This window comes from Microbacterium sp. CFBP9023, assembly GCF_034045055.1.
Lineage (GTDB): Bacteria > Actinomycetota > Actinomycetes > Actinomycetales > Microbacteriaceae > Microbacterium.
Window position 1 is genome coordinate 563,330 of record NZ_JAXCWI010000002.1, and the last position, 22,524, is coordinate 585,853.

The 22,524-nt window shown below is 69.6% G+C and carries 25 protein-coding genes; 12 read left to right on the plus strand and 13 right to left on the minus strand.

Annotated elements, in window-relative coordinates:
- Window positions 1-26: 26 nt before the first annotated feature.
- The 5 genes from SOM10_RS13245 to SOM10_RS13265 all read left to right on the plus strand — a co-directional run bounded on the left by SOM10_RS13245 (window position 27) and on the right by SOM10_RS13265 (window position 3,732).
- Entirely contained in the window at window positions 27-854 is an 828-nt protein-coding gene (locus tag SOM10_RS13245; RefSeq protein WP_320490425.1) for an EI24 domain-containing protein, read from the plus strand.
- Window positions 854-1,627: a DNA-formamidopyrimidine glycosylase family protein gene (locus tag SOM10_RS13250; RefSeq protein WP_056280260.1), complete on the plus strand. Its 774-nt coding sequence runs from the start codon at window positions 854-856 to the stop codon at window positions 1,625-1,627. The genes SOM10_RS13245 and SOM10_RS13250 overlap by 1 nt, the downstream gene beginning before the upstream one ends.
- An 81-nt stretch (window positions 1,628-1,708) precedes the next feature.
- A complete protein-coding gene (locus SOM10_RS13255; protein WP_053097570.1) occupies window positions 1,709-2,116 on the plus strand; it encodes a DapH/DapD/GlmU-related protein in 408 nt (135 codons plus the stop codon).
- A gap of 52 nt (window positions 2,117-2,168) precedes the next feature.
- Entirely contained in the window at window positions 2,169-2,909 is a 741-nt protein-coding gene (locus SOM10_RS13260) for a LysR substrate-binding domain-containing protein (protein ID WP_320490429.1), read from the plus strand.
- A gap of 100 nt (window positions 2,910-3,009) precedes the next feature.
- Window positions 3,010-3,732 (plus strand): glutamine amidotransferase-related protein, encoded by a 723-nt coding sequence (locus SOM10_RS13265; protein ID WP_053099224.1) that lies wholly within the window; start codon window positions 3,010-3,012, stop codon window positions 3,730-3,732.
- A 55-nt stretch (window positions 3,733-3,787) separates the two neighbouring features.
- Here SOM10_RS13265 and SOM10_RS13270 read toward each other — a convergent pair whose 3' ends face one another.
- Both SOM10_RS13270 and SOM10_RS13275 read right to left on the minus strand, forming a co-directional pair.
- Window positions 3,788-4,246, minus strand: a complete 459-nt coding sequence (locus SOM10_RS13270) for a hypothetical protein (protein ID WP_053097572.1) — start codon at window positions 4,244-4,246, stop codon at window positions 3,788-3,790.
- Window positions 4,243-5,457 (minus strand): cation:proton antiporter, encoded by a 1,215-nt coding sequence (locus SOM10_RS13275; RefSeq protein ID WP_320490430.1) that lies wholly within the window; start codon window positions 5,455-5,457, stop codon window positions 4,243-4,245. Before SOM10_RS13275 ends, SOM10_RS13270 begins: the two co-directional genes overlap by 4 nt.
- Window positions 5,458-5,550: 93 nt before the next feature.
- Between SOM10_RS13275 and purU the strand changes: the two genes are divergently transcribed.
- Window positions 5,551-6,402 (plus strand): formyltetrahydrofolate deformylase, encoded by an 852-nt coding sequence (gene purU, locus SOM10_RS13280; protein WP_056279633.1) that lies wholly within the window; start codon window positions 5,551-5,553, stop codon window positions 6,400-6,402.
- A gap of 97 nt (window positions 6,403-6,499) precedes the next feature.
- Here purU and SOM10_RS13285 read toward each other — a convergent pair whose 3' ends face one another.
- Window positions 6,500-7,546, minus strand: a complete 1,047-nt coding sequence (locus tag SOM10_RS13285; RefSeq protein WP_320490431.1) for an NAD(P)H-dependent flavin oxidoreductase — start codon at window positions 7,544-7,546, stop codon at window positions 6,500-6,502.
- 103 nt (window positions 7,547-7,649) lie between these two features.
- Between SOM10_RS13285 and SOM10_RS13290 the strand changes: the two genes are divergently transcribed.
- Entirely contained in the window at window positions 7,650-7,922 is a 273-nt protein-coding gene (locus SOM10_RS13290) for a DUF6412 domain-containing protein (RefSeq protein WP_053097575.1), read from the plus strand.
- 62 nt (window positions 7,923-7,984) lie between these two features.
- Window positions 7,985-8,746 carry a YidC/Oxa1 family membrane protein insertase gene (locus tag SOM10_RS13295; RefSeq protein ID WP_072591720.1) on the plus strand — a complete coding sequence of 254 codons (762 nt, stop codon included), beginning with the start codon at window positions 7,985-7,987 and terminating at the stop codon, window positions 8,744-8,746.
- A 12-nt stretch (window positions 8,747-8,758) separates the two neighbouring features.
- On the opposite strand, the gene SOM10_RS13300 is transcribed toward SOM10_RS13295, so the two are convergent.
- The 3 genes from SOM10_RS13300 to SOM10_RS13310 all read right to left on the minus strand — a co-directional run bounded on the left by SOM10_RS13300 (window position 8,759) and on the right by SOM10_RS13310 (window position 11,163).
- Entirely contained in the window at window positions 8,759-9,730 is a 972-nt protein-coding gene (locus SOM10_RS13300) for an EamA family transporter (protein WP_320490435.1), read from the minus strand.
- Between the two features lie 44 nt (window positions 9,731-9,774).
- On the minus strand, window positions 9,775-10,659 hold the full coding sequence (locus tag SOM10_RS13305) for an SDR family oxidoreductase (protein ID WP_320490436.1): 885 nt from the start codon (window positions 10,657-10,659) through the stop codon (window positions 9,775-9,777).
- Window positions 10,660-10,812: 153 nt separating this feature from the next.
- Window positions 10,813-11,163: an ATP-dependent DNA ligase gene (locus SOM10_RS13310; RefSeq protein ID WP_320490438.1), complete on the minus strand. Its 351-nt coding sequence runs from the start codon at window positions 11,161-11,163 to the stop codon at window positions 10,813-10,815.
- A 171-nt stretch (window positions 11,164-11,334) separates the two neighbouring features.
- On the opposite strand from SOM10_RS13310, the gene SOM10_RS13315 reads away from it, so the two are divergent.
- Window positions 11,335-11,856, plus strand: coding sequence for an FHA domain-containing protein (locus SOM10_RS13315; RefSeq protein WP_053097580.1), 522 nt, complete (start codon window positions 11,335-11,337; stop codon window positions 11,854-11,856).
- Window positions 11,853-12,431 carry a CinA family protein gene (locus SOM10_RS13320; RefSeq protein WP_320490440.1) on the plus strand — a complete coding sequence of 193 codons (579 nt, stop codon included), beginning with the start codon at window positions 11,853-11,855 and terminating at the stop codon, window positions 12,429-12,431. The genes SOM10_RS13315 and SOM10_RS13320 overlap by 4 nt, the downstream gene beginning before the upstream one ends.
- A 33-nt stretch (window positions 12,432-12,464) precedes the next feature.
- Here SOM10_RS13320 and SOM10_RS13325 read toward each other — a convergent pair whose 3' ends face one another.
- The 6 genes from SOM10_RS13325 to SOM10_RS13350 all read right to left on the minus strand — a co-directional run bounded on the left by SOM10_RS13325 (window position 12,465) and on the right by SOM10_RS13350 (window position 19,073).
- A complete protein-coding gene (locus SOM10_RS13325) occupies window positions 12,465-13,553 on the minus strand; it encodes an alcohol dehydrogenase catalytic domain-containing protein (protein WP_320490442.1) in 1,089 nt (362 codons plus the stop codon).
- Window positions 13,554-13,562: 9 nt separating this feature from the next.
- Entirely contained in the window at window positions 13,563-14,294 is a 732-nt protein-coding gene (locus SOM10_RS13330; RefSeq protein ID WP_320490444.1) for an HAD family hydrolase, read from the minus strand.
- Window positions 14,291-15,439 carry a TIGR03364 family FAD-dependent oxidoreductase gene (locus tag SOM10_RS13335; RefSeq protein ID WP_320490446.1) on the minus strand — a complete coding sequence of 383 codons (1,149 nt, stop codon included), beginning with the start codon at window positions 15,437-15,439 and terminating at the stop codon, window positions 14,291-14,293. The genes SOM10_RS13330 and SOM10_RS13335 overlap by 4 nt, the downstream gene beginning before the upstream one ends.
- A complete protein-coding gene (gene phnE / locus SOM10_RS13340; protein ID WP_320490448.1) occupies window positions 15,436-17,172 on the minus strand; it encodes a phosphonate ABC transporter, permease protein PhnE in 1,737 nt (578 codons plus the stop codon). The genes SOM10_RS13335 and phnE overlap by 4 nt, the downstream gene beginning before the upstream one ends.
- On the minus strand, window positions 17,169-18,014 hold the full coding sequence (gene phnC / locus SOM10_RS13345; protein ID WP_320490450.1) for a phosphonate ABC transporter ATP-binding protein: 846 nt from the start codon (window positions 18,012-18,014) through the stop codon (window positions 17,169-17,171). The genes phnE and phnC overlap by 4 nt, the downstream gene beginning before the upstream one ends.
- A 129-nt stretch (window positions 18,015-18,143) precedes the next feature.
- Entirely contained in the window at window positions 18,144-19,073 is a 930-nt protein-coding gene (locus tag SOM10_RS13350) for a phosphate/phosphite/phosphonate ABC transporter substrate-binding protein (protein WP_053097587.1), read from the minus strand.
- 170 nt (window positions 19,074-19,243) lie between these two features.
- Between SOM10_RS13350 and SOM10_RS13355 the strand changes: the two genes are divergently transcribed.
- Window positions 19,244-19,987: a GntR family transcriptional regulator gene (locus SOM10_RS13355; protein WP_295101454.1), complete on the plus strand. Its 744-nt coding sequence runs from the start codon at window positions 19,244-19,246 to the stop codon at window positions 19,985-19,987.
- A gap of 316 nt (window positions 19,988-20,303) precedes the next feature.
- Here the strand turns inward: SOM10_RS13355 and SOM10_RS13360 are convergent, their stop codons facing one another.
- Complete coding sequence (locus SOM10_RS13360; protein WP_320490453.1) at window positions 20,304-21,446, minus strand: sensor histidine kinase; 1,143 nt, start codon at window positions 21,444-21,446, stop codon at window positions 20,304-20,306.
- Between the two features lie 226 nt (window positions 21,447-21,672).
- Here SOM10_RS13360 and SOM10_RS13365 point away from each other — a divergent pair, with 226 nt between their 5' ends.
- Complete coding sequence (locus tag SOM10_RS13365) at window positions 21,673-22,326, plus strand: response regulator (RefSeq protein WP_222839407.1); 654 nt, start codon at window positions 21,673-21,675, stop codon at window positions 22,324-22,326.
- The last annotated feature ends 198 nt before the right edge of the window (window positions 22,327-22,524 follow it).

Below are 22,524 nucleotides of genomic sequence, written 5' to 3' on the forward strand. Positions count from 1 at the left end.
ATGACCACTGCTTCTAGGCTGGACGCATGATCGGGGAGTTCATCAGCGGCGTCCGCACCCTGCTGCGCGGTTTCGGCACATGGCGGCGCCGACCGGGGCTCATGGCCCTCGGTCTCGTACCGGGCTTCATCGCCGCGCTGGTGCTGCTCGCCGGACTCATACCGCTGGCGCTCACTCTCGGGCCGATCTCCGACGGTCTCACCCCCTTCGCCGACGGCTGGATCCCGGCCTGGCGCTCGGTGCTGCGCGCCGCCGTAGGCATCGTGATCTTCGCCGCGGCGCTCGCACTCGCGAGCGCCGTGTTCAGCGCCCTCGCCCTGACGATCGGCGACCCGTTCTACCAGCGCATCTGGCGCGCTGTCGAGGCCGATCTCGGCGACGCCCCGCCCTCGGACGGCGGCGGATTCTGGATGGCGGTCGGCGAGGGCCTGAGACTCGTGGTCCTCGGCATCCTGATCGCGATCGCCGTGCTGCTCCTCGGTCTCATCCCTCTCATCGGCGGATTCCTCGGTGCGGTGGGCGGCGTCGTGCTGTCGGGACGGATGCTCGCCCGCGAGCTCACCGGGCGGGCGTTCGACGCCCGCGATCTCAGCCCTGCCGACCGGGCGGTGCTGTTCCGCGGCAGCCGCGCGCGCGTGCTCGGCTTCGGTGTCGCCACGCAGCTGTGCTTTCTGATCCCCGGCGGGGCTGTCGCGGTCATGCCCGCCGCTGTCGCGGGTGCCACTGCCCTCGCGCGCACCATGCTGCAGCGCACGCCGCTGCCACAGCACACTCCACAGCACACTCCTCCGCCTCCCCCGCCGGGCAGCGTCTCGGCGCCGCTGCCGCCACCCCCCGGGTCAGGGCACGCCTGATGCCCGAGGGCGATACCGTCTTCCGCACCGCCAGACGTCTCGACGAGGCGCTGGTCGGCGGCGAGGTGGCGCGCTTCGACCTTCGGGTGCCGCGATTCGCGACGCTCGATCTGACGGGTCAGCCGATCCTCTCGTCGATCGCGCGCGGCAAGCATCTGCTGCTGCGGATCGGCGACAGCACGCTGCATTCCCATCTGCGCATGGACGGCGCCTGGCTCGTCTACCGGGCGGGTGAGAAGTGGCGGCATCCGGCGTTCAAGGTCCGCGCGATCGTCGGCACGGCGCAGCGCGAGGCGGTGGGCATCGACCTCGCCGAGATCGAGGTCGTTCCGACCCGCGACGAGGACGAGCTCGTCGGCCATCTCGGCCCCGATCCGCTCGGCCCGGACTGGGATGCCGTCGAGGCCGCCAGACGCGTGAGCGCCGACACCCGCAGCATCCACGTCGCCCTTCTCGACCAGCGCAACGTCGCGGGGTTCGGCAACGAATACGCCGCGGAACTCCTGTTCCTCCGCGGAATCCTGCCGACGACCCCCGCACCGGAGGTCGACGTTCCCGCACTGCTCGACCTCGGCGTGCGCACGATCCGCGCGAACCGCGATCGTCGCCATCGCACCTTCACCGGAGTCGACCGCCCCGGTCAGGGGACGTGGGTGTACGGACGTGCCGGACGCCAGTGCCGCCGCTGCGGAACCCCCATCAGACGCGGCGAGCAGGGCGCGGATCCGACCCGCGAGAGGATCACATTCTGGTGCCCCGTGTGTCAGCGATGACCCGCATCCATGCTCGGGAATGAATCCAGCACCCCCGTGGTTATTGATATATCCGGAGAACTCCGGAACACGGGAGGAATCGTGGGAAAGAACTACGTCGACATCGAGAACGACCAGGGCGCCACGCTGCGATACCGCAAGCACGCCAACGGTCGCGGTCTCGTCGCGCACGGCGCGAAGGTCCATCCGAAGGCGCACATCGAAGCGGGCGCCTACATCGAACCCGGCGCCCGTATCGGCGCGGGGGCGACCATCGCCCGCGGCGCATGGATCGAACCGGATGCCGTGATCGGCGAGGGTGCGCACGTCGACGCGCACGCACACATCGGCCAGGGTGCCGCCGTCGGAGACGGCGCGCACATCGGCGTCCGCACCGAGGTCGGCGCGGGAGCGCGGATCGTCCGCGGTGCGCGCATCGGCGACGACGAGACGGTCGCGGCCGGACTGACGGTCGCCACCGACCCGAAGGGGCTGTGGCTCGCGGCCTGATCGGCCGCGCTCTCAGAACGTCTCACCGCATCCGCCGGGTACCCTGGAGCACATGGCGACTCAGGGACGACGACCGGCAGGACGTGCCGGCAAGGGCTCGCCCGTGCGGCGCAACAAGGCCGCACCGGCTCAGCGGTTCCCGCCACCCAAGCCTCCGAAGAAGACCGCCAAGGTCGTCTTCGACGCGCCCGACACCGAACCGGAGCAGCCGCGCACATTCCGTCTCGGGGTCGTCCCCGGCGCGACGCCGGGCAAGTGGATCGATGCCTGGAAGCAGCGGATGCCGCATGTGCCCATCGAGCTGGTGACGATCGAGGTCGCCGATCAGCGAGACGCCATCGGCGACCTCGATGCGGCCCTCGTGCGCCTGCCGCTGGCAGATGAGAACCTGCACATCATCACGCTGTACGACGAGGTGCCGGTGGTGGTCGCATCGATCGAGTCGCACCTCCTCGCGGCCGACGACCTGACCGTCGCCGATCTGTCGGGCGAGATCGTGATGGTCCCGACCGACGATGCGCTCGGTCCGATCGACATCCCGGGTGCCGTCGCGCCGGCCTTCGCACCGCTGTCGGTCGCGGACGCCATCGTGACCGCCGCCACCGGGACGGGCATCGTGATCGTCCCCATGTCGCTCGCACGCCTGCACCACCGCAAGGATGTCGGCCACCGACCCCTGGCCGACGGCCCCACCTCGACGGTCGCCCTGGCTTGGCGCCGCGATCACACCACCCCCGACGTCGAGACGTTCGTCGGGATCGTGCGCGGCCGCACGTCAAACTCGTCCCGATGACGCGAGCGCGCCGCCACCGCGACGGCTCCGCGGCGGCTCCGTGATGTGGTCGGAGTCGGCGGCGACGTCGACCGTGTCCCGTCGTCGTTAGACTCTCGTGGTGGTCTCGCTTCTCTACGTCTGTGTGCGCCCCGAACTCGGGGCGGCGGATGCCGAGCACGCCTCGTTCCGACGGGCGCTCGGCGTCGACGTCGTCGACCGCCTCGACCTGCTCACCGAGCGCCTCGACCCCGCGCGCCTCGCGCGATACAGCGGCGTCGTCGTCGGCGGCTCGCCGTTCAACGTCAGCGACGTCGAGAAGTCCGCCGTGCAGCTGAGGGTCGAAGCGGATCTCGAGCACATCGCGCGGCTGGCGATCGACTCGCAGGTCGCCGCCTTCTTCACCTGCTTCAGCATCGGCGTGGTGACGCGGATGCTCGGCGGCCAGGTCACGTCGGACACCCCCGAGTCGGCGAGCGCCACCGTGATCGAGACCACCGCCGCCGGCGCCGCGGACCCCGTCTTCGGTCCGAGCTCCCCCGCGCTCACCGTCTTCACCGCTCACAAGGAGAGCGCCGCGGCTCTGCCGGAGGGCGCGGTGCTGCTCGCCACGAACGACACCTGTCCCGTGCAGGCGTATCGGGTGGGCACCCACCTCTACACGGCGCAGTTCCATCCGGAGCCGACTCCGCGGGACTTCGCCGATCGGATGACGTTCTATCGCACCACCGGGTACTTCGACCCCGACGAGTTCGACGCCGTGCAGGGGCAGGTGCTGTCGGCATCCGTGACGGAGGGTGCGGCGCTGCTGCGCCGTTTCGCGCAGACGTTCGCGGCAGCCTGACGCCCGCGGGCTCATCCTGACTCGCGGGCTCAGCCGGTCAGGCGAGCCCGTCGCCTCAGCCGCGCAGCAGCTCGACCCGTTCGCGGAGGTATGCCTCGAGCGGCATCCAACCGCCTGCCGTGCTCCATCGCACGGATGGCACCGTGTCGACCATCGCCAGAGGCCCGGATGCTCCGCCCGCGTCCACGGCGGCGAGGTCGATCACCGACCACCCGACGTGCACGACATCGCCCTCGTCGAACCCGCCCCGCAGTGCCAGGGCACGTCGTTCTGCGCGCTCGCGCGCGGACTCCGCCGTGTAGCCGCGGCGCCCCGGATCGGCGGCCCTCAGCACCTCGGCGGTCGCCAGTGCGTGCGTCTCGGTGAGCAGCAGCACGCCCAAGTGCCACGCCTCGCCCACCCGCACGATGCGGCGTCCGCGCCACCGCGATTCGCGCTCTTCACCGAGTCCCTCCTTCGGAAGGCCGGCGAGCGCACGCACCGCGTCGGCGACGAGCGCGGACGCGGCCGTCACAGCTCCCCCTGCGGTGTCTCGCGGACGAGCGCCGGGTCGACGAGTCGTGCCGCCTCGCCGCGGATCAGCATCCCGATCAGGGGGAACAGCAGCACCGACAGCATCCCGGCCCCGACGAGTGCTGCCGCCGTGCCGGTGTCGATCATCTTCTGATCCACCCCGATCGCCGTCACGGCGACGATGATGGGCAGCCCGGTGGCGGCCAGCAGCCCGATCGCCGTGCGGTCCCTGGCGCTCGCGCCCGTCGGCGCGGAGAGCTGCGCGGTCGTGCCTCGGAGCACGAGCAGCGCGAGGAGGAACAGCGGAAGCATCAGCATCGCCGACGACGAGCCGGTGAGCGCCTGCAGGTCGAAGTTCACGCCCGTGTAGAGAAAGAAGATCGGCACGAGGAAGCCGAACGCGATGGCCTCGAGCTTCGTCTCGACCGCCTCGGCGTCCTTCTCGGGCGCGCGCGCCATGATGATGCGCCACACCGCTCCGGCGACGAATGCACCCAGCAGCATGTCGAGGTCGAGCACGACGCTGAGGCCGACCAGCGACGCGATGAGCAGCAGCACGAACCGCACGCCGAACTGGTCGGAGGTGTGCAGGGTCGCACGCACGAACGAGTGGAGGCGCCCGTGCGGCATCCTCCGAGCCATGAGCACGGCGAGCCCCGCGAGCACGACGAAGGCGAGCAGCACCGCGGTGGCGAGCGGGGTGGTGCGGGTGCTGAGGAAGAGCGAGATCGCGATCAGCGGCAGGAACTCGCCGACCGCGCCGATCACGGTGACCGCTCGCCCGAACGGGGTGTCGGTCTCCTGCGCATCCCTGATTATCGGCATCAGCGTGCCGAGTGCGGTGGAGCTGAGGGCGATCGCGATCACGACCATCCCCTCGCCCGGGGCGAGGAGGAAGCCGATCCCGATGCCCAGCACCACGCTGATGGCCCACCCGATCGAGGCGCGGACGAGGGGCCGTCCGGCGACCGCCCGGAAGTCGATCTCGGAGCCCGCGATGAAGAACAGCATCGCGAGACCGAAATCACTGAGCTTCTCGAGGATGGGCGTCGGCTCGACCCAGCCGAGCACCGCGGGCCCCGCGAGAATCCCGAGGACGAGCTCGAACACGATGATCGGCACGCGGATGAGGGGTCGGATGCCGCGCGCCAGCAGCGGCGCTGGCACGGCGAGCAGCGGGATCAGCACCAGTCCGAGATCGCCCGCGTCCACGCTCCCAGAGTAGCGACCCGTCGTCGCGATGCGTCCGATTCGCCCGGTGGTCGCATCCACGGCAGAATCGATGCACACCCCCGAGGAGCCCTCATGTCTCAGCCCGACACCGCCCGCCTGCTGATCGCCTGCGATGATCAGCCCGGCATCGTCGCCGCCGTCGCCGGCGTGCTCTCCGTCCACGGCGCGAACATCATCTCGCTCGACCAGCACTCCACCGACTCCGAGGGCGGCCGGTTCTTCCAGCGCACGGTGATCCACCTCCCCGGGCTCTCTGCGGCGCGCACGGCTCTCGAAGCCGATCTGGCTCAGGTCGCCGAGCGGTTCGGCATGGAGTGGTCGCTGCACGACACCGCGCGGCGCAAGCGCGTCGCGATCTTCGTCTCGAAGTACGACCACTGCCTGATGGAGCTGCTGTGGCGCACGCAGCGAGGCCAGCTCGACATCGACGTCACGATGGTCGTCTCGAACCACCCCGACCTCGCCGAGTCCGTACGCTCGTTCGGGGTGCCGTTCGTGCACATCCCCTCAGGCGACAAGCAGACGATGGAACAGCGTCAGCTCGAGCTCCTGCGCGGCAACGTGGATCTGGTGGTCCTCGCCCGGTACATGCAGATCCTCACCGACGACTTCATCGAGGGTCTCGGCGCCCCGATCATCAACATCCACCATTCCTTCCTCCCCGCGTTCATCGGGGCGAACCCGTATGCGAGGGCGAAGGACCGCGGTGTGAAGCTGATCGGAGCCACCGCGCACTACGCGACGGCGGATCTCGATGAGGGACCGATCATCGAGCAGGATGTCACCCGTGTCACGCACTCGGAGTCGGCCGCCGATCTGCAGCAGCGCGGCGCCGACGTCGAACGCCTCGTTCTCGCCCGTGCCGTGCAGTGGCATGCCGAGGACCGTGTGATCGTCCACGGCCGGTCCACCGTCATCCTCTGACCCGGGGTGCTCAGAGGGGTGCGACGCCTCTAGCCGATGACGTCGCTGGCAAGCCCCCGTACCTGGCCAGCTTCACAGCCCGGATCGACAACGACCCTCACCGGGCCTCCGGCACTCCCGCCAGCAGTTCGGCGAAGGCCTCGGCGGCGGTCGCATGACCGGCCAGTGCCGCGCCCTGACCCATCCAGAGCGACTGCAACTCGCCGAGGTTCTGTTCGCCCGCTGCCGCGCGGAATCGGCCGGTGAGCCAGTTCTGCATCGGGAACGGGGCGATCGTCCCGCTCGCCTCGATCGCCCGCACCGCACGGTTGCGGGTGCCGCGGGCGAGGCGTCCGCTCATCGCCTTCGTGAGAACGGTGCCGTCGGCGGCGGTGGAGCGGATGGCGTCGCGATGCGCCTGGTTCGCCGCCGACTCCGCCGTCGCGAGGAAGGCCGTGCCGACCTGCACGGCTGACGCTCCGAGCGCGAACGCGGCGGCGACTCCGCGCCTGTCGGCGATGCCGCCGGCCGCGATGACCGGCACATCGACGGCATCCACGACCTGCGGCACGAGTGCGAAGGTCCCGACGAGCGATTCCTCGGCCGGACGGAGGAACGACACCCGATGGCCGCCGGCCTCGAAGCCGGTCGCGACGACGGCGTCGACCCCGGCGCCCGCGAGTGCGACGGCTTCGGCGACGGTCGTCGCGGTTGCCACGACACGGATGCCGCGGCGGTGCGCCTCGTCGACGACGGCCCCGGACGGAACCCCGAAGACGGTGCTCAGCACGGGTGGTGCCGCCTCGAAGATCGCGCCGAGCTGCTCGTCGAGGGGAGGCAGGTAGCGCTCGGGGCGGGCGGGCACCTCGAGTCCGACCGCGTCGTAGAACGGCTGCAGCGCCTGCGCGAACACGGTGTGCTGCGGATTCGGCTCGACCTCGTCGCCGGTCGGCAGCCAGATGTTCACCGCGAAAGGACGCGAGGTCGCCTCCCGCAGAGACGCGATCGTCGCGCCGATGCGGTCGGCGTCGTAGCCGTAGAGCCCATAGCCCCCGAGGCCGCCGGCCTCGCTGACCGCCGCCGTGAGCCGGACGGAGGAGAGCCCGCCGAACGGACCGAGGATGATGGGGTGTTCGATGCCGAGCAGTGCGCGCAGATCACTCATGCTTCGAGGCTATCTCCGCTCCCCTGCCCCGAGGCGGGCGCGCGACCGACGCCGCACTCGGATGCCGGTGATAATCTCGGCGTGAGGGATCAGGGAGGCGCGCATGAGCGAATGGTTCGGGCAGATGCTCGGCTTCGTCGCGGCCGCGCTCGGGGTCATCGCGGTGCCGGATGCCGCGGCACTCGGTGTCGCGATCGCGCTGATCGCCCTGACGACCCTCACGATCGCCGTGGCGCTGAGCGTCGCACCGCCCTCTCCACGCAGCGCCCCGCACCCGCTGCGGGCGATCGACGTCTCGACCCTGCTCGCCCAGAGCGATCCTGACGCCGCCGGTCACCCGCGTCCTCGTGCGCCGGGAGTCGCCGTCTCCGCGTAGTCCGTCCTCGTACGGGACTGCGCGGCTTTCGCCGACCCTTCCCGACACACGAACGGACTTCCATGGACATCTTCGCCTTCCCACCCCTGACCTTCCTGCTCGACGCGGCGTACGGCGCCCTCGCCGGGCTCTCCGCACTGCTCGAACCGCTCGCCGGAGCATCCGCCGCCGCACTCGCCGTGGTGCTCGTCACGCTTCTCGTGCGCGCCCTGCTGATTCCCGTCGGCGTCTCGCAGGCGAAGGCCGAGCAGACCAGAGCGCGCCTGGCTCCTCGGCTGCGAGAATTGCAGCGCCGGCACAAGAAGAATCCCGAGCGCCTGCAGAAGGAGATGCTCGAGCTCTACCGCTCCGAGAACACGTCTCCGTTCGCCGGGATGCTGCCGGTCCTCGCTCAGGCGCCGGTCGTCGGCATCCTGTACACGCTGTTCATCCGCCCCGACATCGCCGGGCACCCGAACGACCTGCTCACGCACGACCTGTTCGGTGCACCGCTGGGCACCAGTTTCGTCTCCGCCGTCTTCGGCGGCACGGCGACGCCGGAGACGCTGTGGGTCTTCGGTGCGCTGATCGCCGTGATGATCGTGGTGGCCGAGATCACACGACGGGTCTTCCGGCCGGCCGTGGTCGACGACGACTCGCCGCTGAACTCGCCGACGATGCTGCGTGTGACCAGCGCTCTGCACTATCTGACGGCCGTCTTCGCGATGTTCGTGCCGCTCGCCGCCGCGCTGTATCTCACCGTGACCGTGGTCTGGACGCTGGTGCAGCGGATGCTGCTGCGGCGCCGCTATCCGCTGCCCGTGCCTGCTGCGGTCAGCGCCTGACGGGTCGGCCGGTCATTCGGGCAGCGGGATCGGCGCGGTGAAGGGACCGGGCTCGTCGTCGCGGCGGGCGCCGTCGGGCCCGGTCCCGACCTCTCGGGCTGCGGCCGCATCGTCTCGACGGCGCTGACGTCGCACGCCGAGCGTCGTGCCGACGCTCGCTGCCACCACCAGGGCGATCGCAAGCATCCGCAGCGGAGTCGCCGACTGCCCGAGGATCAGCCACCCGGCGAGCGTCGCGAATGCGGGCTCGAGGCTCAGGAGCACGCCGAACACGCGTTGCGGCAAGCGACGCAGCGCGGCGAGCTCGAAGCTGTAGGGGATCACCGACGACAGCACGGCGGTGACCGCGGCGAGCAGCAGCAGCTGCATGTCGCCCGCGACGGTGACCGCGGCCGGCACACCGACCGGGATCAGCAGGATCGCGGCCACGACCAGGCCGACCGCGAGTCCGCTGCTGCCGGGGATGATGGCACCCACCCGGGCACTCATCCGGATGTACATGGCCCAGAAGCCGGCGGCGATCAGGATGAAGACGATCCCGAGCGGATCGAGGGGCTCGGCGCCGATCAGTCCGTCGACGCCGAGCAGTACCATCCCGAGCAGCGCGACCCCCACCCAGGCGGCATCGACGAGGCGCCTGGTCAGCACGGCGGCGAGGACGAGCGGCCCGAGGAACTCGATCGCGACGGCCGGACCAAGCGGGATGCGGTCGATCGCGGCATAGAAGAAGCCGTTCATCGCGGCGAGCGAGACCCCGAACAGCACGGCGGCGAGCCACTGCGACTTCGACCACCGGAATGGTCTCGGGCGCACGATGACGACCAGCAGCAGCGCCGCGATCGCCACGCGCAGCGAGGTCACACCCCACGGGCCGAGCACCGGGAAGAGCTGGGCCGCGACCGCGGCCCCGAACGGCAGCGACAGGCAGGAGCAGACCACGAGCACGACGCCCACGAGCGGACGGGACGGCGTGGACTGCTTCACCCAGCCAGCCTACGGCGCGCGCGGATGCCGGCGAACCGGCCCCGTCAGAGGTGCTTGCCGCCGGTGACCGCGAGCACGGCGCCGGAGGTGTACGACGACTCCGCCGACGCGAGGTACACGTAGGCGCCGGCGAGCTCTGCGGGCTGTCCGGCCCGGCCGAGAGGCGTGTCGGATCCGAAGGTCTTCACCCGTTCGTCCGACCAGCCGGTGGCCGGGATCAGCGGCGTCCAGATGGGGCCGGGAGCGACGGCGTTCACGCGGATGCCGCGCTCTCCCACCTCCTCGGCGAGCGCCTTGACGAACGCGACCTGCGCCGCCTTGGTCATCGCGTAGTCGATGAGGTTGGGCGACGGCTCGAAGGCCTGCACGGACGACGTGACGATGATGCTGGAGCCGGACTCCAGATGCGGGTACGCGGCCCTGGCCGAGTACAGCAGGCCGAAGAGGTTGGTCTCGAACACGCGGCGGAGGCGGTCGGTCTCGAGATTCTCGAAGCCGTCGATGTCGTGCTGGTACGCGGCGTTCAGCACCAGGATGTCGAGGCCGCCGAGGGCGCTCCGCGTCTCGGTCACCACCTCGGTGGCGAAGGCCTCGTCGCGGACGTCGCCGGCGAGGCTCAGCCCCTGGCGGCCTTCGGCGCGCACGAGATCGATGGTCTCGTCGGCGTCCGCCTGCTCCTCCGGCATGTGCACGATCGCCACGTCGGCTCCCTCGCGGGCGAAGGCGATCGCGACGGCTCGGCCGATTCCGGAATCCCCGCCGGTGATCAGGGCTCTACGCCCCTCGAGACGCCCGTGGCCCACGTACGACTCCTCGCCGTGGTCCGGAGCCGGGCGCATGTCGTCGGTCAGTCCCGGCTGGTTCTGCTGCTGACCGGGGAACTCCTCGTCGCGGTGCTGGCTGCGGGGGTCGGGGGTGCTGTCTGCCATGGTGTCTCCTCTTCCTCGCGACTCGCCATCATCGTGCGTGGCCTGAGTCGGGCGTTCAACGAGACTCGCGGCCCGTCGGCGCCCTCGGGAGGGGGTTGACAATCGACACCTCGATCGACGATCGGGGTGCGACAGGTGAATGGCTCGGGCCGCTCAGGCCCCGGGAGCGGCAGGCTCGTCGTCGGCCGACGCGACGGGGCCGGACGTGTCCTGTGGCTCGGGAACGAGATACAGCCCGCTCGGCGCGTTCGCGGTGAAGGCGAGCGCCTCGATCCAGGCGCGGTTGATCGACGGCTGCCTGCTGCCGAAGTACTTGAAGACGAGCGAGCTGCCCGGCTGCACCCACACCGTCGTGCGGCCGCCGCCGACGCTCGCGTCTTCGCGCCAGCTGAACGGGAAGGGCTCGGCGCGTCGCAGCTTGGCGGTCATCACGAGCTGCAGGTGGGTGAGGGCGCGATCCTCGATCTCGGTCTTCACGCTGCCCTCGTAGATGAACTTGCCCATTCGCCCTCTCCTCTGGTGTGCAGGTCTTCGTCATGCAGTTTATGGGACCGCAGGCCCTCGATGCGTCGGCCCGAGCGGGCTGTCCAGACGGGGTCGGAGCGGGCCGAAGTCAACCCCCTGCGTGCGGATCCCTTCGCCGATATCCTGGCAGGAACCGCGAGGAGACCCACCATGAACGCACGACACATCGACGACCGTTCCGATGAGGGCTACACCCCCACGACCACTCACGCCGAGTTCGGCGAGGGCAACCCGCGCCTGCGCGTCACGCGCGACGGCGAGCGCGCCGAGTTCGCCCTCGAGGTCGACGTGGTGCGCATCGGCTCCGCTGCCGACAACGAGCTGCGGCTCGACGGCGCCGACCCCGTGCACGCCACGATCACGCACGACGACCGTGACGAGTACGTCCTCGAACTCCACGGCGAGGGCGAGATGAACAGCAACCCCGACGCCACCGCCACCCACCCCGGCGATCGCACCCAGACGCTGCGCACCGGCGCACGCTTCACCGTCGGCGAGTGGGAGCTGGTCTACGCACGCGACGAGTTCGCCGACCACGGGCGCCCGTACGGCGGACGCCTCGGCGGCGAGTACTCCGACCAGCCGCTGCAGCCCCCGCGGCCCGATTACTCCGACGAGGCGACCATCGAGTCCGACGCCCCGACGCACGCGGACTCCGCCGAAGAGAAGTGACAGCAGAGCAGTCACCGCTGGACCGCGTCAGCGAGGTCGCCGCTGAGCGCGGACTGCGCATCTGCGTAGTGGAATCCCTGACCTCGGGACGTCTGGCGAGCACGATCGGCGCGGGGGCCGACGCCGGCTCGTGGTTCGCCGGCGGCATCGTGGCCTACCTCACCGATGTGAAGGAGAGCCTGCTCGGACTCACGCCAGGAACGGATCCGTGTTCCCCCGAGTGCGCCGAGCATCTCGCCGCGAGCGCACTGCGGCTGTTCGACGCCGACGTCTGCATCTCGACGACGGGGGTCGGCGGGCCCGATCCTGAAGGCGGGCACGAGCCCGGCACCGTCTACGTCGGATGGGCCACGGCCGACGGGGTCGGTCACCGCAGGCTGGCACTCAGCGGCGATCCGCAGGAGGTCCTCGACGAGACGGTCGACACCGCCATGCGGCTGCTCGCGTTCCATGCCGAGGGCGTCCGCCCTGCGGGGCCGCGGCGCTCGGGACCGGAGTCTTCGGCATCCGCGGCTGCCGAAGACGACGCGGAAGACGACGCCGAGGGAGATGGCGCGGCAGAGCCCACGGCCTGAGCCCTGGCTCTCCTGCGCTCGACCCGTCTCCCGTCAGCGTCCGGGTACGACGCCGATGCGCAACGGCGCGCCGGGTGCGGATGCCGCGGTGATGGCCTCGTCGAGGTCGGCGAGCTGCCGCACTTCGCCGACCGCGTCCACGAACGGGTAGGCGCGTCCTCGTCCTGCGAGGAATGCGACAGCCTCGGCGAGCTCCGATCCCGTGTAGTTGTGCACGCCGGTGACGGTCACCAGCCGGCGAACGATGCTCTCGGCGTCGAGGGGCACCGGCTCGGCAGGGAAGACGCTCCCGACCAGCACGACCGTGCCCCCGGTGGCGACGCCGGCGAGCGCCTCGGTCACGGCATGCCCCGAGGCCTCGATCACGACGTCCGGGTCACGATCGATCGGACCGGCACCGAAGCGTGCGGCCAAAGCCAGCCGTTCGGGTGCGGGGTCGAGCACCTCGACCGTCGCGCCGTGCTCCACCGCGATCGCCGCGGCCGAGAGCCCGACGAGTCCGGCTCCGTGGATGCGGACGGTCGCGCCGTCGAGGTCGTGATCGCGCGCAGCCCGGGCTACGGCGGCCCAGGCGGTCGCGGTCGCGCAGGATGCCGGAGCGAGCACCGCGGCTGGCAGGGACTCGGGCACCCGCACGATCGCGGTGCCCGCCCGCACCTGGACGTGCGAGCCGAACGCGCCGGTGAGGTCGCCGTGCACGCCGATGCGGTCATGACCGTACTTGCCGAGCGTGCGGCACTTCTGCGGCACACCCCGGGCGCATCTGTCGCAGGTGCCGCACGAGATCGTGACCGACCAGACGATCCGATCCCCGATGCGCACGGGGACGCCGTCGACCGTCGAGGCCCCGCCGTCGCCCAGGGCGATCACCCGTCCGACGCTCTCGTGTCCGAGCACCAGCGGCACCGGGGCGGACCGACGTCCGTGCACGGTGTGGACGTCGGACCCGCAGATCGTCGACATCTCGACGGCGACGAGCACGTCGTGCTCACCGAGCGCGACACCGGGCACGGCGATCATCTCGTGCGGGTGGCCCTCACCGATCCACACCATCGCTGTGGCCGCGGGCCGCAGGGCCACGTCGCGACGGTGGCCGGGAGGACGGATCAGCAGAGTTCCCATGTCAGGGCCTCAGACCGTGGGCACGAGAGGGAACAGCCCGCGCTCGGTGAGCGTGCCGCGAAGATGCGTCACGTCCTCGAGCACGACGTCGGCACCGGCGAGATCGAGCGCGCGTGCGTCGTGGGCGCCCGTCAGGACGCCGGCGACGAGACCGGCGCCTGCGCGGCGGCCCGACTCGACGTCGCTGATCGTGTCTCCGGCGACAGCGACAGCGGCGACCGACGAGGTCTGCGTGCGGATCAGCGCCGTGAGCACGAGATCGGGTGCCGGACGCCCGCGCCCGGCGTCGACCGGAGAGAGGGCGAGGTCGATGAGCCCGCGCCAGCCCAGACCGTCGATCAGCGCATCGCGGGTGACCGGCGCGAATCCGGTCGTGAGCACGACCCTCAGACCGGCGTCCTTCAGCCCCTGGATCGCATCGGCCGCCCCGGGGATCTCGGTGACCCCCTGCTCGGCCACGATCTCGGCGTAGGCGCCTTCGAATGCGGCCGTCGCACGCTCGGCGGCGGCACGATCTCCTCCCGCGAGGTGCGTGAAGACCTCGATCTTGGACTGCCCCATGGTGGCGCGCACGTGCGCGAGCGCGTCATCCCACGGCATCCGATCGGCGACTCCGGTGCGTTCGGCGGCGCGCTGGAACGCCGTCTCGACGACCCCGTCGTCGAGCACGGTCGTGCCGGCCATGTCGAGCACGATGAGTTCGAGCGCCGGTGCCGGAGCTGCGTCGAGCTGAGTGGTCATGGGGTTCCTTCCATTGCAGGTGTCCACCCGAAGGCGGCGGTGAGATTCTCTTCGGCGAGCCCCAGACCCGTGGTCATTCCGATGCCGGTGGTCGCGGCGAGCACCAGCACCCCCTCGTCGACCGTGTCGATGAGGAAGTCCTTCGACGCCTTCGCATACACGCCCTGCCAGCGCTCCAGCACCCGTGGGGTCGGCATCTCGAACAGCGCCTCCGCCTCGGCGAGGAACGCCGTGAACGCGGCCTCGGGTTGGAACGGCTCCGGCGCGGTCGATGTGGCGTGCGAATCGCCGATGATGAGCGTGCCGTCCGGCAGCTGCGTGTACATCTGATTGAGATCGAGCGCGGCGAGGTCCGGACGCTCCGAATGCAGGCGATCGCGGAGCGCGGCGGTGGCGGCACCGTCGGCGAAGCGTCCGTAGCGGACGAGCGACCAACCGGTCAGCAGCGGGGCGGAGAGCGGATGCCCGAGACTCACCGCTGCACGCATCATGTCGAGAGCGCACCGGACGACGCCTGACCGTTCCGCCACCTCCGGCAGGAGCTGGTCGATGTCGTGATTCGCCGCGACGACGACCGCGCCTGTGGTGATCGCGCCTCTCGTCGTCTCGACGCGGCGTCCGGCGACGGAGGTCGCCGCCGTGCGGAAGCGGAAGTCGACGCCCAGTCCTGCGAGGTGCCGCACGATCGCCGCGGCGGCGGTGCGCGGATCGGTCTGCAGGTCGGTCTCGATGTGCGCTCCGCCGAGGAGCCCCCGGCGACGGAGCGGGGCGAGGCGCAGCAGCTCATCCGCATCGAGCATCCGGATGCCGCCATCGGCCGCCGCCTGCTCGAGCACGGCGATCTCGTCGGCGTGGCGGGCGGCGACCAGTGTCCCCGACTCGCGGATCCAGAACCCCGCATCCTGAGCGAGGCGCAGCCACAGCTCTCGGGACAGGTCCGCGTAGCGCCGGGCCTCCCCCGTCTGCGCGCCGATGCAGAGGTGGCCGAAGTTGCGGATCGTCGCGCCGACGGGAGCATCCGCTCTGTCGACGACGATGACGCTCAGACCCCGTCGCACCGCCGCGTACGCGGCGCCGAGGCCGATGATCCCCGAGCCGACGACCACAAGGTCGACGGAGTCGGTCGAGCCGGCGCGACCGCTCATCGGAACACCTTGCGCATCCACATCGCGAGCCCTTCGACGACGAGCACGGTGACGAGGATCATCAGCACGATCGCCGTCACGGTCTCATAGCGCGAACCCTGGCTGGCGTTGAGCAGGTAGTACCCGACACCGCCTCCGCCGACGATGCCGAGGATGGTCGCGGCGCGGATGTTCGTGTCGAGCATGTAGAAGCTGTGCCCGATGAGCGCCTGCATGCCCTGCGGCACGGTCGCCGAGGCGTAGGTCTGCAGCCGGGTGGCGCCGACCGCCCGCAGGGCCCGTTCGGGCCCACGGTCGACCTCCTCGAGGGAATCGGCGATCAGCTTGCCGAGCAGACCGATGCCGCCGATGGCCAGCGCGATGACTCCCGCCTGGGCGCCGAGGCCGGTGATGACGACGAGCACGATCGCGAGGATCAGCTCGGGAATGCCGCGGATGCCGACGAGCAGGAAGCGCGCGATGCCCCGCGCTCCCGCTCCGGGTGCGACGTTGCTCGCGGCGAGGGAGCCGAGGATCAGCGACGGCAGCAGCGTGAGCACCGTCGCCGCGAGTGCGATCGCGACCGTGTCTCGCATGGCCGCGATCATCGCCGACGCCTCATAGCTGCCGAATGACGGCGGCCAGAACTTCGCTGCGACCTCGGGGAGCTTGGCCCAGAAGGTGAAGAAGTCCATCCAGTTGATCTGGCTGACGACGACGCTGCCGATGACGACGAGCACCGCCGTCACGATGCCGGTCGTGTTGCGCACCCGCTCCGCGGTCCACGGTCGACGCACGGCGGTCTGCGGGCTGGCCGCCCACTCCGGGCGCTCCGTCGTCGCCGCGCCCGTCGCCCCGCGCAGTCGCGGGTGGATGATGCGGTCGATCCACGACCGCGTCTGCCGCTGCTGGCCGAGCATGGCCCCGCGCACCAGGCTCGACACGATCTCCATCACGACGCACAGGACGAAGATGACCAGGGCGATGCCGAGGCCCTTGCCGTAGTTCAGCGACTTGAAGGCGTAGGACATCTCGAGTCCGAGGCCGGCCACGCCCACGTAGCCGAGCACGACGCTGCCGCGCAGGTTGATGTCGTTGCGGTGCAGCACCGTCGCGACCCAGCTCGGCAGCACCTGGGGAAGGATTCCTGAGGCGAACTCCTGCATCTTCGATCCGCCCGCGGCGCGGATCGCGAGCCGGGGGCCCTCGTCGATCTGCTCGATCGCGTCGGCGAACATCTTCGAGATCATCCCGATCGAATGGATGCCGATGGCGAGGATGCCGGGCAGGGTGCCGAGCGAGAACATGAGAACGAACGCCATCGCGAGCACGACGTCCGGCAGCGCTCGGGTGAGCACTCCCACGAACCGCGCGGCGGCACGCCATCCGTTGCCGGGGGTCGTGTTGGAGGCTGCGAGGTAGGCGATCGGCACCGACAGGGCGGCGGCGAGCAACGTGCCGACGAGCACGAGCCCGACGGTGAGGGCGATCAGCCAGGCGAGGTCGGCCGGTTCAGGGAACGAGAGGCCGCCGACTCGGGCCATGAAGTTCTCGGCGTTGCCCCAGCTCTGCACCATCGCCGGGATCGAGATGCCGACCTCGTCGACGGCGAGGATGCCGAGCACCAGGAGCGCCAGCAGCGTCAACCCGGCGGCGATGCGCTCGGCGGAGATCGGGCGGCGAGGAGCTCGATCGGCGACACTCGCGCGTGCGGGGGTCGCGTGCGCCCGAGGCGGGTCCGAGAGGACGGTCATGAGGCCCGCGCCTTGTCGAGCTGGGCGACGTCGACCGTGATCTCGGTGAGTTCGTCCTGCACGGCGCGGATCTCTGCGGTGGTCGTGGCGACGCGGCCGTAGATCTCCATGACCTCGGCCTTGGTCAGGTCGCCGGTCGGGGTGTCGAGCACGATCTCGCCGTGGCGCAGCCCCACGATGCGGTCGGCCCACGAGATCGCGAGGTCGACCTGGTGCAGGCTGCAGACGACCGTGAGCCCCTCGTCGGCGGCGATCTCACGGATCAGCGCCATCACCTGGTCGCTGGACTCCGGGTCGAGGGATGCGACGGGCTCGTCGGCGAGCAGGATGTCGGGCTTCTGCATCAGGGCGCGGGCGATCGCGACGCGCTGCTGCTGGCCGCCGGAGAGGGTGTCGCTGCGCTGATAGGCCCGGTCGAGCAGCCCGACGCGATCGAGGTGCTCGAGGGCGCGCAGCTTCGCCGCCTTCGAGTAGCCCCAGAGGCCGAGCCGCGGGCCGCGGACCTCCGACAGAGATCCGGTGAGCACGTTCTCGAGCACCGTCAGCGAGGGCACGAGCTCGAACTGCTGGAAGATGAATCCCACCCGGCTGCGGAGGGCGCGCAGCGCCCTGCCCTTGAGCGTCGGGACCTTCGCGCCGAGCACCTCGATCTCGCCCGAGGTCGGCACCTCGAGACCGTCGAGGTGGCGCAGCAGCGTCGACTTGCCCGAGCCGGAGAGCCCGAGCAGCACGACGATCTCGCCGCGCGAGACCTGCAGCGATGCGTTCTTCAGCGCGGTGGTCGAGCCGAAGGTCTTCGTCACACCGTCCAGGCGGATGAGGGCATCGGATGCCGTGTTCATGTCAGTTCTCCAGGGTCGTGGCGTCGAGCGTGATTCTTGCGGGTGAGCGCCCCGCGCTCCGCTGCCCCGGGGTGGGAGCACACTGCGGAACGGGGGCGCTCGGCTGACGCTGCGGTCAGCGATCGGGCGTCAGCCCTGGCACTGCTCCGCTTCGGTCTCCTTGCAGATGTCGCGGATCAGGTCGTAGTACGCGTCGTCGACGGGCTTGGTGGCGTAGAACACGCTGCGGAACGCATCAGTGTCCGCGCCCTCGATGCCGGCGGCGATGATGTCGTCGATCGTGATCTCGGAGAGTCCGTCGATGAGCTCCTGCGCGACGTCGTCCGGCAGAGTCGACGAGTAGACGAGCGGCGCTCCGGGGACCATCGTCTCGTCGATGACCTTGACGGCATCCGACTTCTCGACCTCGGAGTCCTCGGCGAATCCGACCTCGCACTCGACGCCTTCACCGACCTTCTGCACGCTCACGTCATGCTTGCCCGCGAAGACGGGCGTGATGTCGGTCTTGGGGTCGATGCCCGCCTCGAGCAGGTTGTAGGAGGGGAAGAGGTATCCCGACGTCGACGAGGGATCGACGAAGCAGACCTTCTTGCCGGCGAAGTCCTCGATGCTCGAGATGTCGCTGTCGGCAGGCACGATGGCCTGGGAGTAGTACCCGGGCTCCTGGCCCTCCTCGGTCACGATCGACGAGATCGGGGTGAGCTTCGCGCCGTTGTTCGTGGCGGTGACGTAGGTGAAACCGGAGAACGAGGCGACATCGACCTTGCCGGCGACCGCGGCCTCGATGAGCGCCGCGTAGTCGGTGGACTCGTGGTACTCCACCGTCTTGCCGGTGATCTCGGCGATGTAGTCCATGAGCGGCTGGTAGTTCGTCTCGGTGTCGACCGAGTCGGGCACGACGCCGAAGACGAGCGTGTTCTCGTCGACGGCGAATCCGCCGGCGGCCGATGATGCGTCGGCACCGGACGCGCCGGTGGCCTCTGCGGAGCCGGAGCAGGCGGCGAGGCCGAGCGCGAGGATCGCGGCGCCGGCGAGTACGGGGAGAGCGCGGAGCTTCATGAGGACCTTTCAGAGTGGGAGGGGTGATCCACGAGCCACTCTGACAGGACAACAGCCAAGATATGTACCTAACTTGGAAGAGTTCAAGGTCCGTTCACCCGGTCTTTCCTCGGATGAACGGCGAGGGAACGCGCAGCCCTTCCACCTCGATAGCGAAGTAGTATGCCTATGTGGCCGAAGCTGTATACACCCAGATCGCAGACGACCTCCGCGCGCAGATCGCGGCGGGCACGCTCCGCCCCGGCGACGACGTACCGACCGAGGCGGAGCTCGCCGACCGGTGGCGCACCTCGCGGGGTCCGATCAGGAACGCTCTCGCCGCCCTGCGCGGAGAGGGCCTGATCGAGACGGGGCGGGGACGCCCCGCGCGGGTCGTGTCGCGCAAGGCCAGCCAGGCGGTCGATGTGTCGGTGCCGTTCACTCGCTGGGCCCGCGATCTCGGGGTGACTCCGGGCGCGCAGACGCAGGAGTTGAGCCTTCGCAGGGCCGGTGACCGCGCAGAACTGCTCGGAGTGTCGCCCGACGACACGATCGTCAGCGTCGTGCGACTGCGCCTGCTCGACGGCCGGCCGACGATGCTCGAGCGGCTCTTCTACACCGAGGCAGTAGGACGACGACTGCTCGACGTCGACACGGACGAGATCTCGATCACGGAGTACCTCGGGTCGGTGGGACACCCGATCGTCGGGCTCGAGCACCAGATCGACGCCGTCGCCGCCGACGAGCAGGATGCCGCCCTGCTGCGCGTGCCGCAGGGAACGCCGATCCTTCGACTCAGCCGCATCTCCCGTGATGCGGGCGGGCGCATCTTCGAGGCATCCGAAGATCGCTACCTCAGCGAGGTGGTGCGGTTCACGGTCGCGGCGTCGGGGATCTCGACGGACGGGCACTACATGCGTGCGGTGGGCGGCTGACAGCCGGCCAGTCGATGGGCATCGATTCCTCGAGGTGACTCGTCGGAAGAAGCCGATCGCGAGCGCGATGGGGATCAGATTCCAAAGACCGCGCTCGCGATCACAGCGCTGGGGATGCGCTATTTCTGGGGTATACCCAATGTAAGCGCCCGGCTACACCATGGAACACGGTCTATAGTCGAGATCTACCCTGGACTTTCGTCTAGGTTTCACGTCGAAAACCCCGGAATTCCGCGGATCTTGCTCCCAGCGTACCGGAATACCGGTACGCAATCCCCTGCCATTTTCAAACCGGGATGCTGGGATGCCGGAGGCGTCAGACGATCGGCAGCAGCGCCGAGACGACCCAGCGGCCGTCGACTTCGCCGGCGCTGAATTCGCCGCTGGCACCGAGAACTCGTTCGGCCATGCGGCCGATGCCCGTGCGGCTCGAGGAGAGCTCGCGACGCGGCGTGATGGAGAGCGGACTGCTCACCGCCATCTTCGCGGCGTCGTCGTCGATGTCGAATCGGATCTCGACTTCGCCCGCGCCGGCGTACTTGAGGACGTTGGTGGCGGACTCTCGCATGATGCGCGCGAGGATGATCTCGGCGGCCCGCGGGACGCGCTCATCAGAGGGGTCGCCGATGACGGCCACGGCATGGCCGGCGGCTTCGAACTCCTGCGCGGCCTCCTCGATGGAGGCCACCAGATCACCGGAGGGCATTCCCTCGGAGCGGGGTCCGTCGTCTGCGAGGTCGATCACGAAGCGGAGGTCGGTCATCGCCTTGCGTGCGGCGATGCGAATCGCCTCCTGCGAATCTCTGCTCGTGCGATCGTCGTCGAGCATCTGCACGTGCAGCGCCACCACGGTGAGGTGGTGCGCGATGCTGTCGTGCAGCTCGCCGGCGATCCAGCGCCGCTCAGCGAGTACTGCCTGGCGTTCCTGCTCGGCCTTCTCGGCCAGTTGCATCTCTAGCGTCCGCCCTCGAGCGAATGCCAGGCGAAGCGCATAGCCGACGGCTCCGGATACTGCGGCGCCGACCAGGAAGATGCCGATGTTGAACGCATCCGTCGAATCGCCCATGGCGACCAACGCGGATGCGACGAGGAAGACTCCGACATAGGACAGGACCAGTGAGGTCCACCCCAGGCGCACGATCAAGCCGGCCGCGAAAGCGGCGACGGTCAGCACCTGGGCTTCGATGCCGGGGATGAAGGATAGGGCGAACACGACGCCGAGGGCGTATGTCGCGATGAGTGGCGACCAGAGGAAGAGGCCGAGGACTGCAGTGGATGCGATCCCGATTGCCGCTGTCAGAGGCTCCAACCCCGGAGGGAGGAACAGTCCAACGATGTCGAAGATGACGATGGTCCCGACGACCGCCAAAACGGCGATGCGTTCTATCGTGCTGAGCTTCTCGCCCCTGCCGAGTCGGGTGACGTCAGAGCGGTCACCCGTCGAAAGACTTGAAGCCATACTTCAGTATCTCCTTTTCGCCATATATATTAGCGGTAGAAGCCGAAGAAGTGACCAACCTGGTTCCAGAAAGACATATACGTTCACCTCCTTTATTGCACTTTTGACTAGCGATGTACTCATCTTCTCGGTGATCTGCGAGCGGCACATCTGTCTCACGGCTACACCTCGATAGCCAAAGGTCTAATACCTCGCGCCGCAGGTAGACCCCGGTTAGGCTTCCTCCATGTCCCAAATCCGCGTCGTGATCGTCGATGACGATCCCCTGGTGCGCTCAGCGCTCTCTCACTTCGTCTCCCGCGACCCGGAGATCACGGTGATCGCCGAGGCGGAGTCCGGGCTCGAGGGCATCGAGGTCGTGGAACGCGAGCGTCCCGACGTCGTGATGATGGACGTGCAGATGCCGGAGATGAACGGCATCGAGGCGACGGCGGTGATCAGCGAACGCTGGCCTGAGATCAAGATCCTCGCGGTCACCACGCTGGACGGCAGCGATACCGTGCTTCCGATGCTCAGCGCAGGTGCGTCGGGCTATCTGCTGAAGGACTCGAGCGCGGCGAGCATTCTCGAAGGTGTGCGAGAGGTGTACAGCGGAGCGAGTTCGCTGTCGCCGCGGATCGCGTCGCTGCTGATCAAGCACGTGCGGGATACGGAGCCCGTCGGCGGCGACGACACCCTGGAGGCGCTCACGGATCGCGAGCAGGAGGTGCTGCAGCGACTCGCGCAGGGGATGTCCAACGCCGAGATCGCGCGCACACTGATCGTGTCGGAGGGAACCGTGAAGGCCCACCTCGGCCGCATCATGTCGAAGTGGCACGTGCGCGATCGCGTGCAGATCCTCGTCACGGCAGCGCACGCCGGGCTGGTCGACTTCCGCTGAAGCGGGCAGCTGACCGGCGAGACCGCTGACCGGCGAGACCGCTGACCGGCGGGATCATTGGAGTGAGACTGCTGAGGCGCGTCCATTGAGCCGGGCACGGCGAGACGGGCCCGTTGAGCCGGGCACTGTGAGTCCGGCCCGCTGGGGCTGGCCCGCTGAGTCCGGCCCGCTGTTCGGGATCAGCAGCACTTGCCGTGA

Coding starts and splice junctions, on each gene's coding strand:
- SOM10_RS13245 (WP_320490425.1), top strand. CDS start 27: ATGATCGGGGAGTTCATCAGCGGCGTCCGCACCCTGCTGCGCGGTTTC.
- SOM10_RS13250 (WP_056280260.1), top strand. CDS start 854: ATGCCCGAGGGCGATACCGTCTTCCGCACCGCCAGACGTCTCGACGAG.
- SOM10_RS13260 (WP_320490429.1), top strand. CDS start 2,169: ATGGCGACTCAGGGACGACGACCGGCAGGACGTGCCGGCAAGGGCTCG.
- purU (WP_056279633.1), top strand. CDS start 5,551: ATGTCTCAGCCCGACACCGCCCGCCTGCTGATCGCCTGCGATGATCAG.
- SOM10_RS13285 (WP_320490431.1), bottom strand. CDS start 7,546: ATGAGTGATCTGCGCGCACTGCTCGGCATCGAACACCCCATCATCCTC.
- SOM10_RS13290 (WP_053097575.1), top strand. CDS start 7,650: ATGAGCGAATGGTTCGGGCAGATGCTCGGCTTCGTCGCGGCCGCGCTC.
- SOM10_RS13295 (WP_072591720.1), top strand. CDS start 7,985: ATGGACATCTTCGCCTTCCCACCCCTGACCTTCCTGCTCGACGCGGCG.
- SOM10_RS13305 (WP_320490436.1), bottom strand. CDS start 10,659: ATGGCAGACAGCACCCCCGACCCCCGCAGCCAGCACCGCGACGAGGAG.
- SOM10_RS13310 (WP_320490438.1), bottom strand. CDS start 11,163: ATGGGCAAGTTCATCTACGAGGGCAGCGTGAAGACCGAGATCGAGGAT.
- SOM10_RS13315 (WP_053097580.1), top strand. CDS start 11,335: ATGAACGCACGACACATCGACGACCGTTCCGATGAGGGCTACACCCCC.
- SOM10_RS13325 (WP_320490442.1), bottom strand. CDS start 13,553: ATGGGAACTCTGCTGATCCGTCCTCCCGGCCACCGTCGCGACGTGGCC.
- SOM10_RS13330 (WP_320490444.1), bottom strand. CDS start 14,294: ATGACCACTCAGCTCGACGCAGCTCCGGCACCGGCGCTCGAACTCATC.
- SOM10_RS13335 (WP_320490446.1), bottom strand. CDS start 15,439: ATGAGCGGTCGCGCCGGCTCGACCGACTCCGTCGACCTTGTGGTCGTC.
- phnE (WP_320490448.1), bottom strand. CDS start 17,172: ATGACCGTCCTCTCGGACCCGCCTCGGGCGCACGCGACCCCCGCACGC.
- phnC (WP_320490450.1), bottom strand. CDS start 18,014: ATGAACACGGCATCCGATGCCCTCATCCGCCTGGACGGTGTGACGAAG.
- SOM10_RS13350 (WP_053097587.1), bottom strand. CDS start 19,073: ATGAAGCTCCGCGCTCTCCCCGTACTCGCCGGCGCCGCGATCCTCGCG.
- SOM10_RS13360 (WP_320490453.1), bottom strand. CDS start 21,446: ATGGCTTCAAGTCTTTCGACGGGTGACCGCTCTGACGTCACCCGACTC.
- SOM10_RS13365 (WP_222839407.1), top strand. CDS start 21,673: ATGTCCCAAATCCGCGTCGTGATCGTCGATGACGATCCCCTGGTGCGC.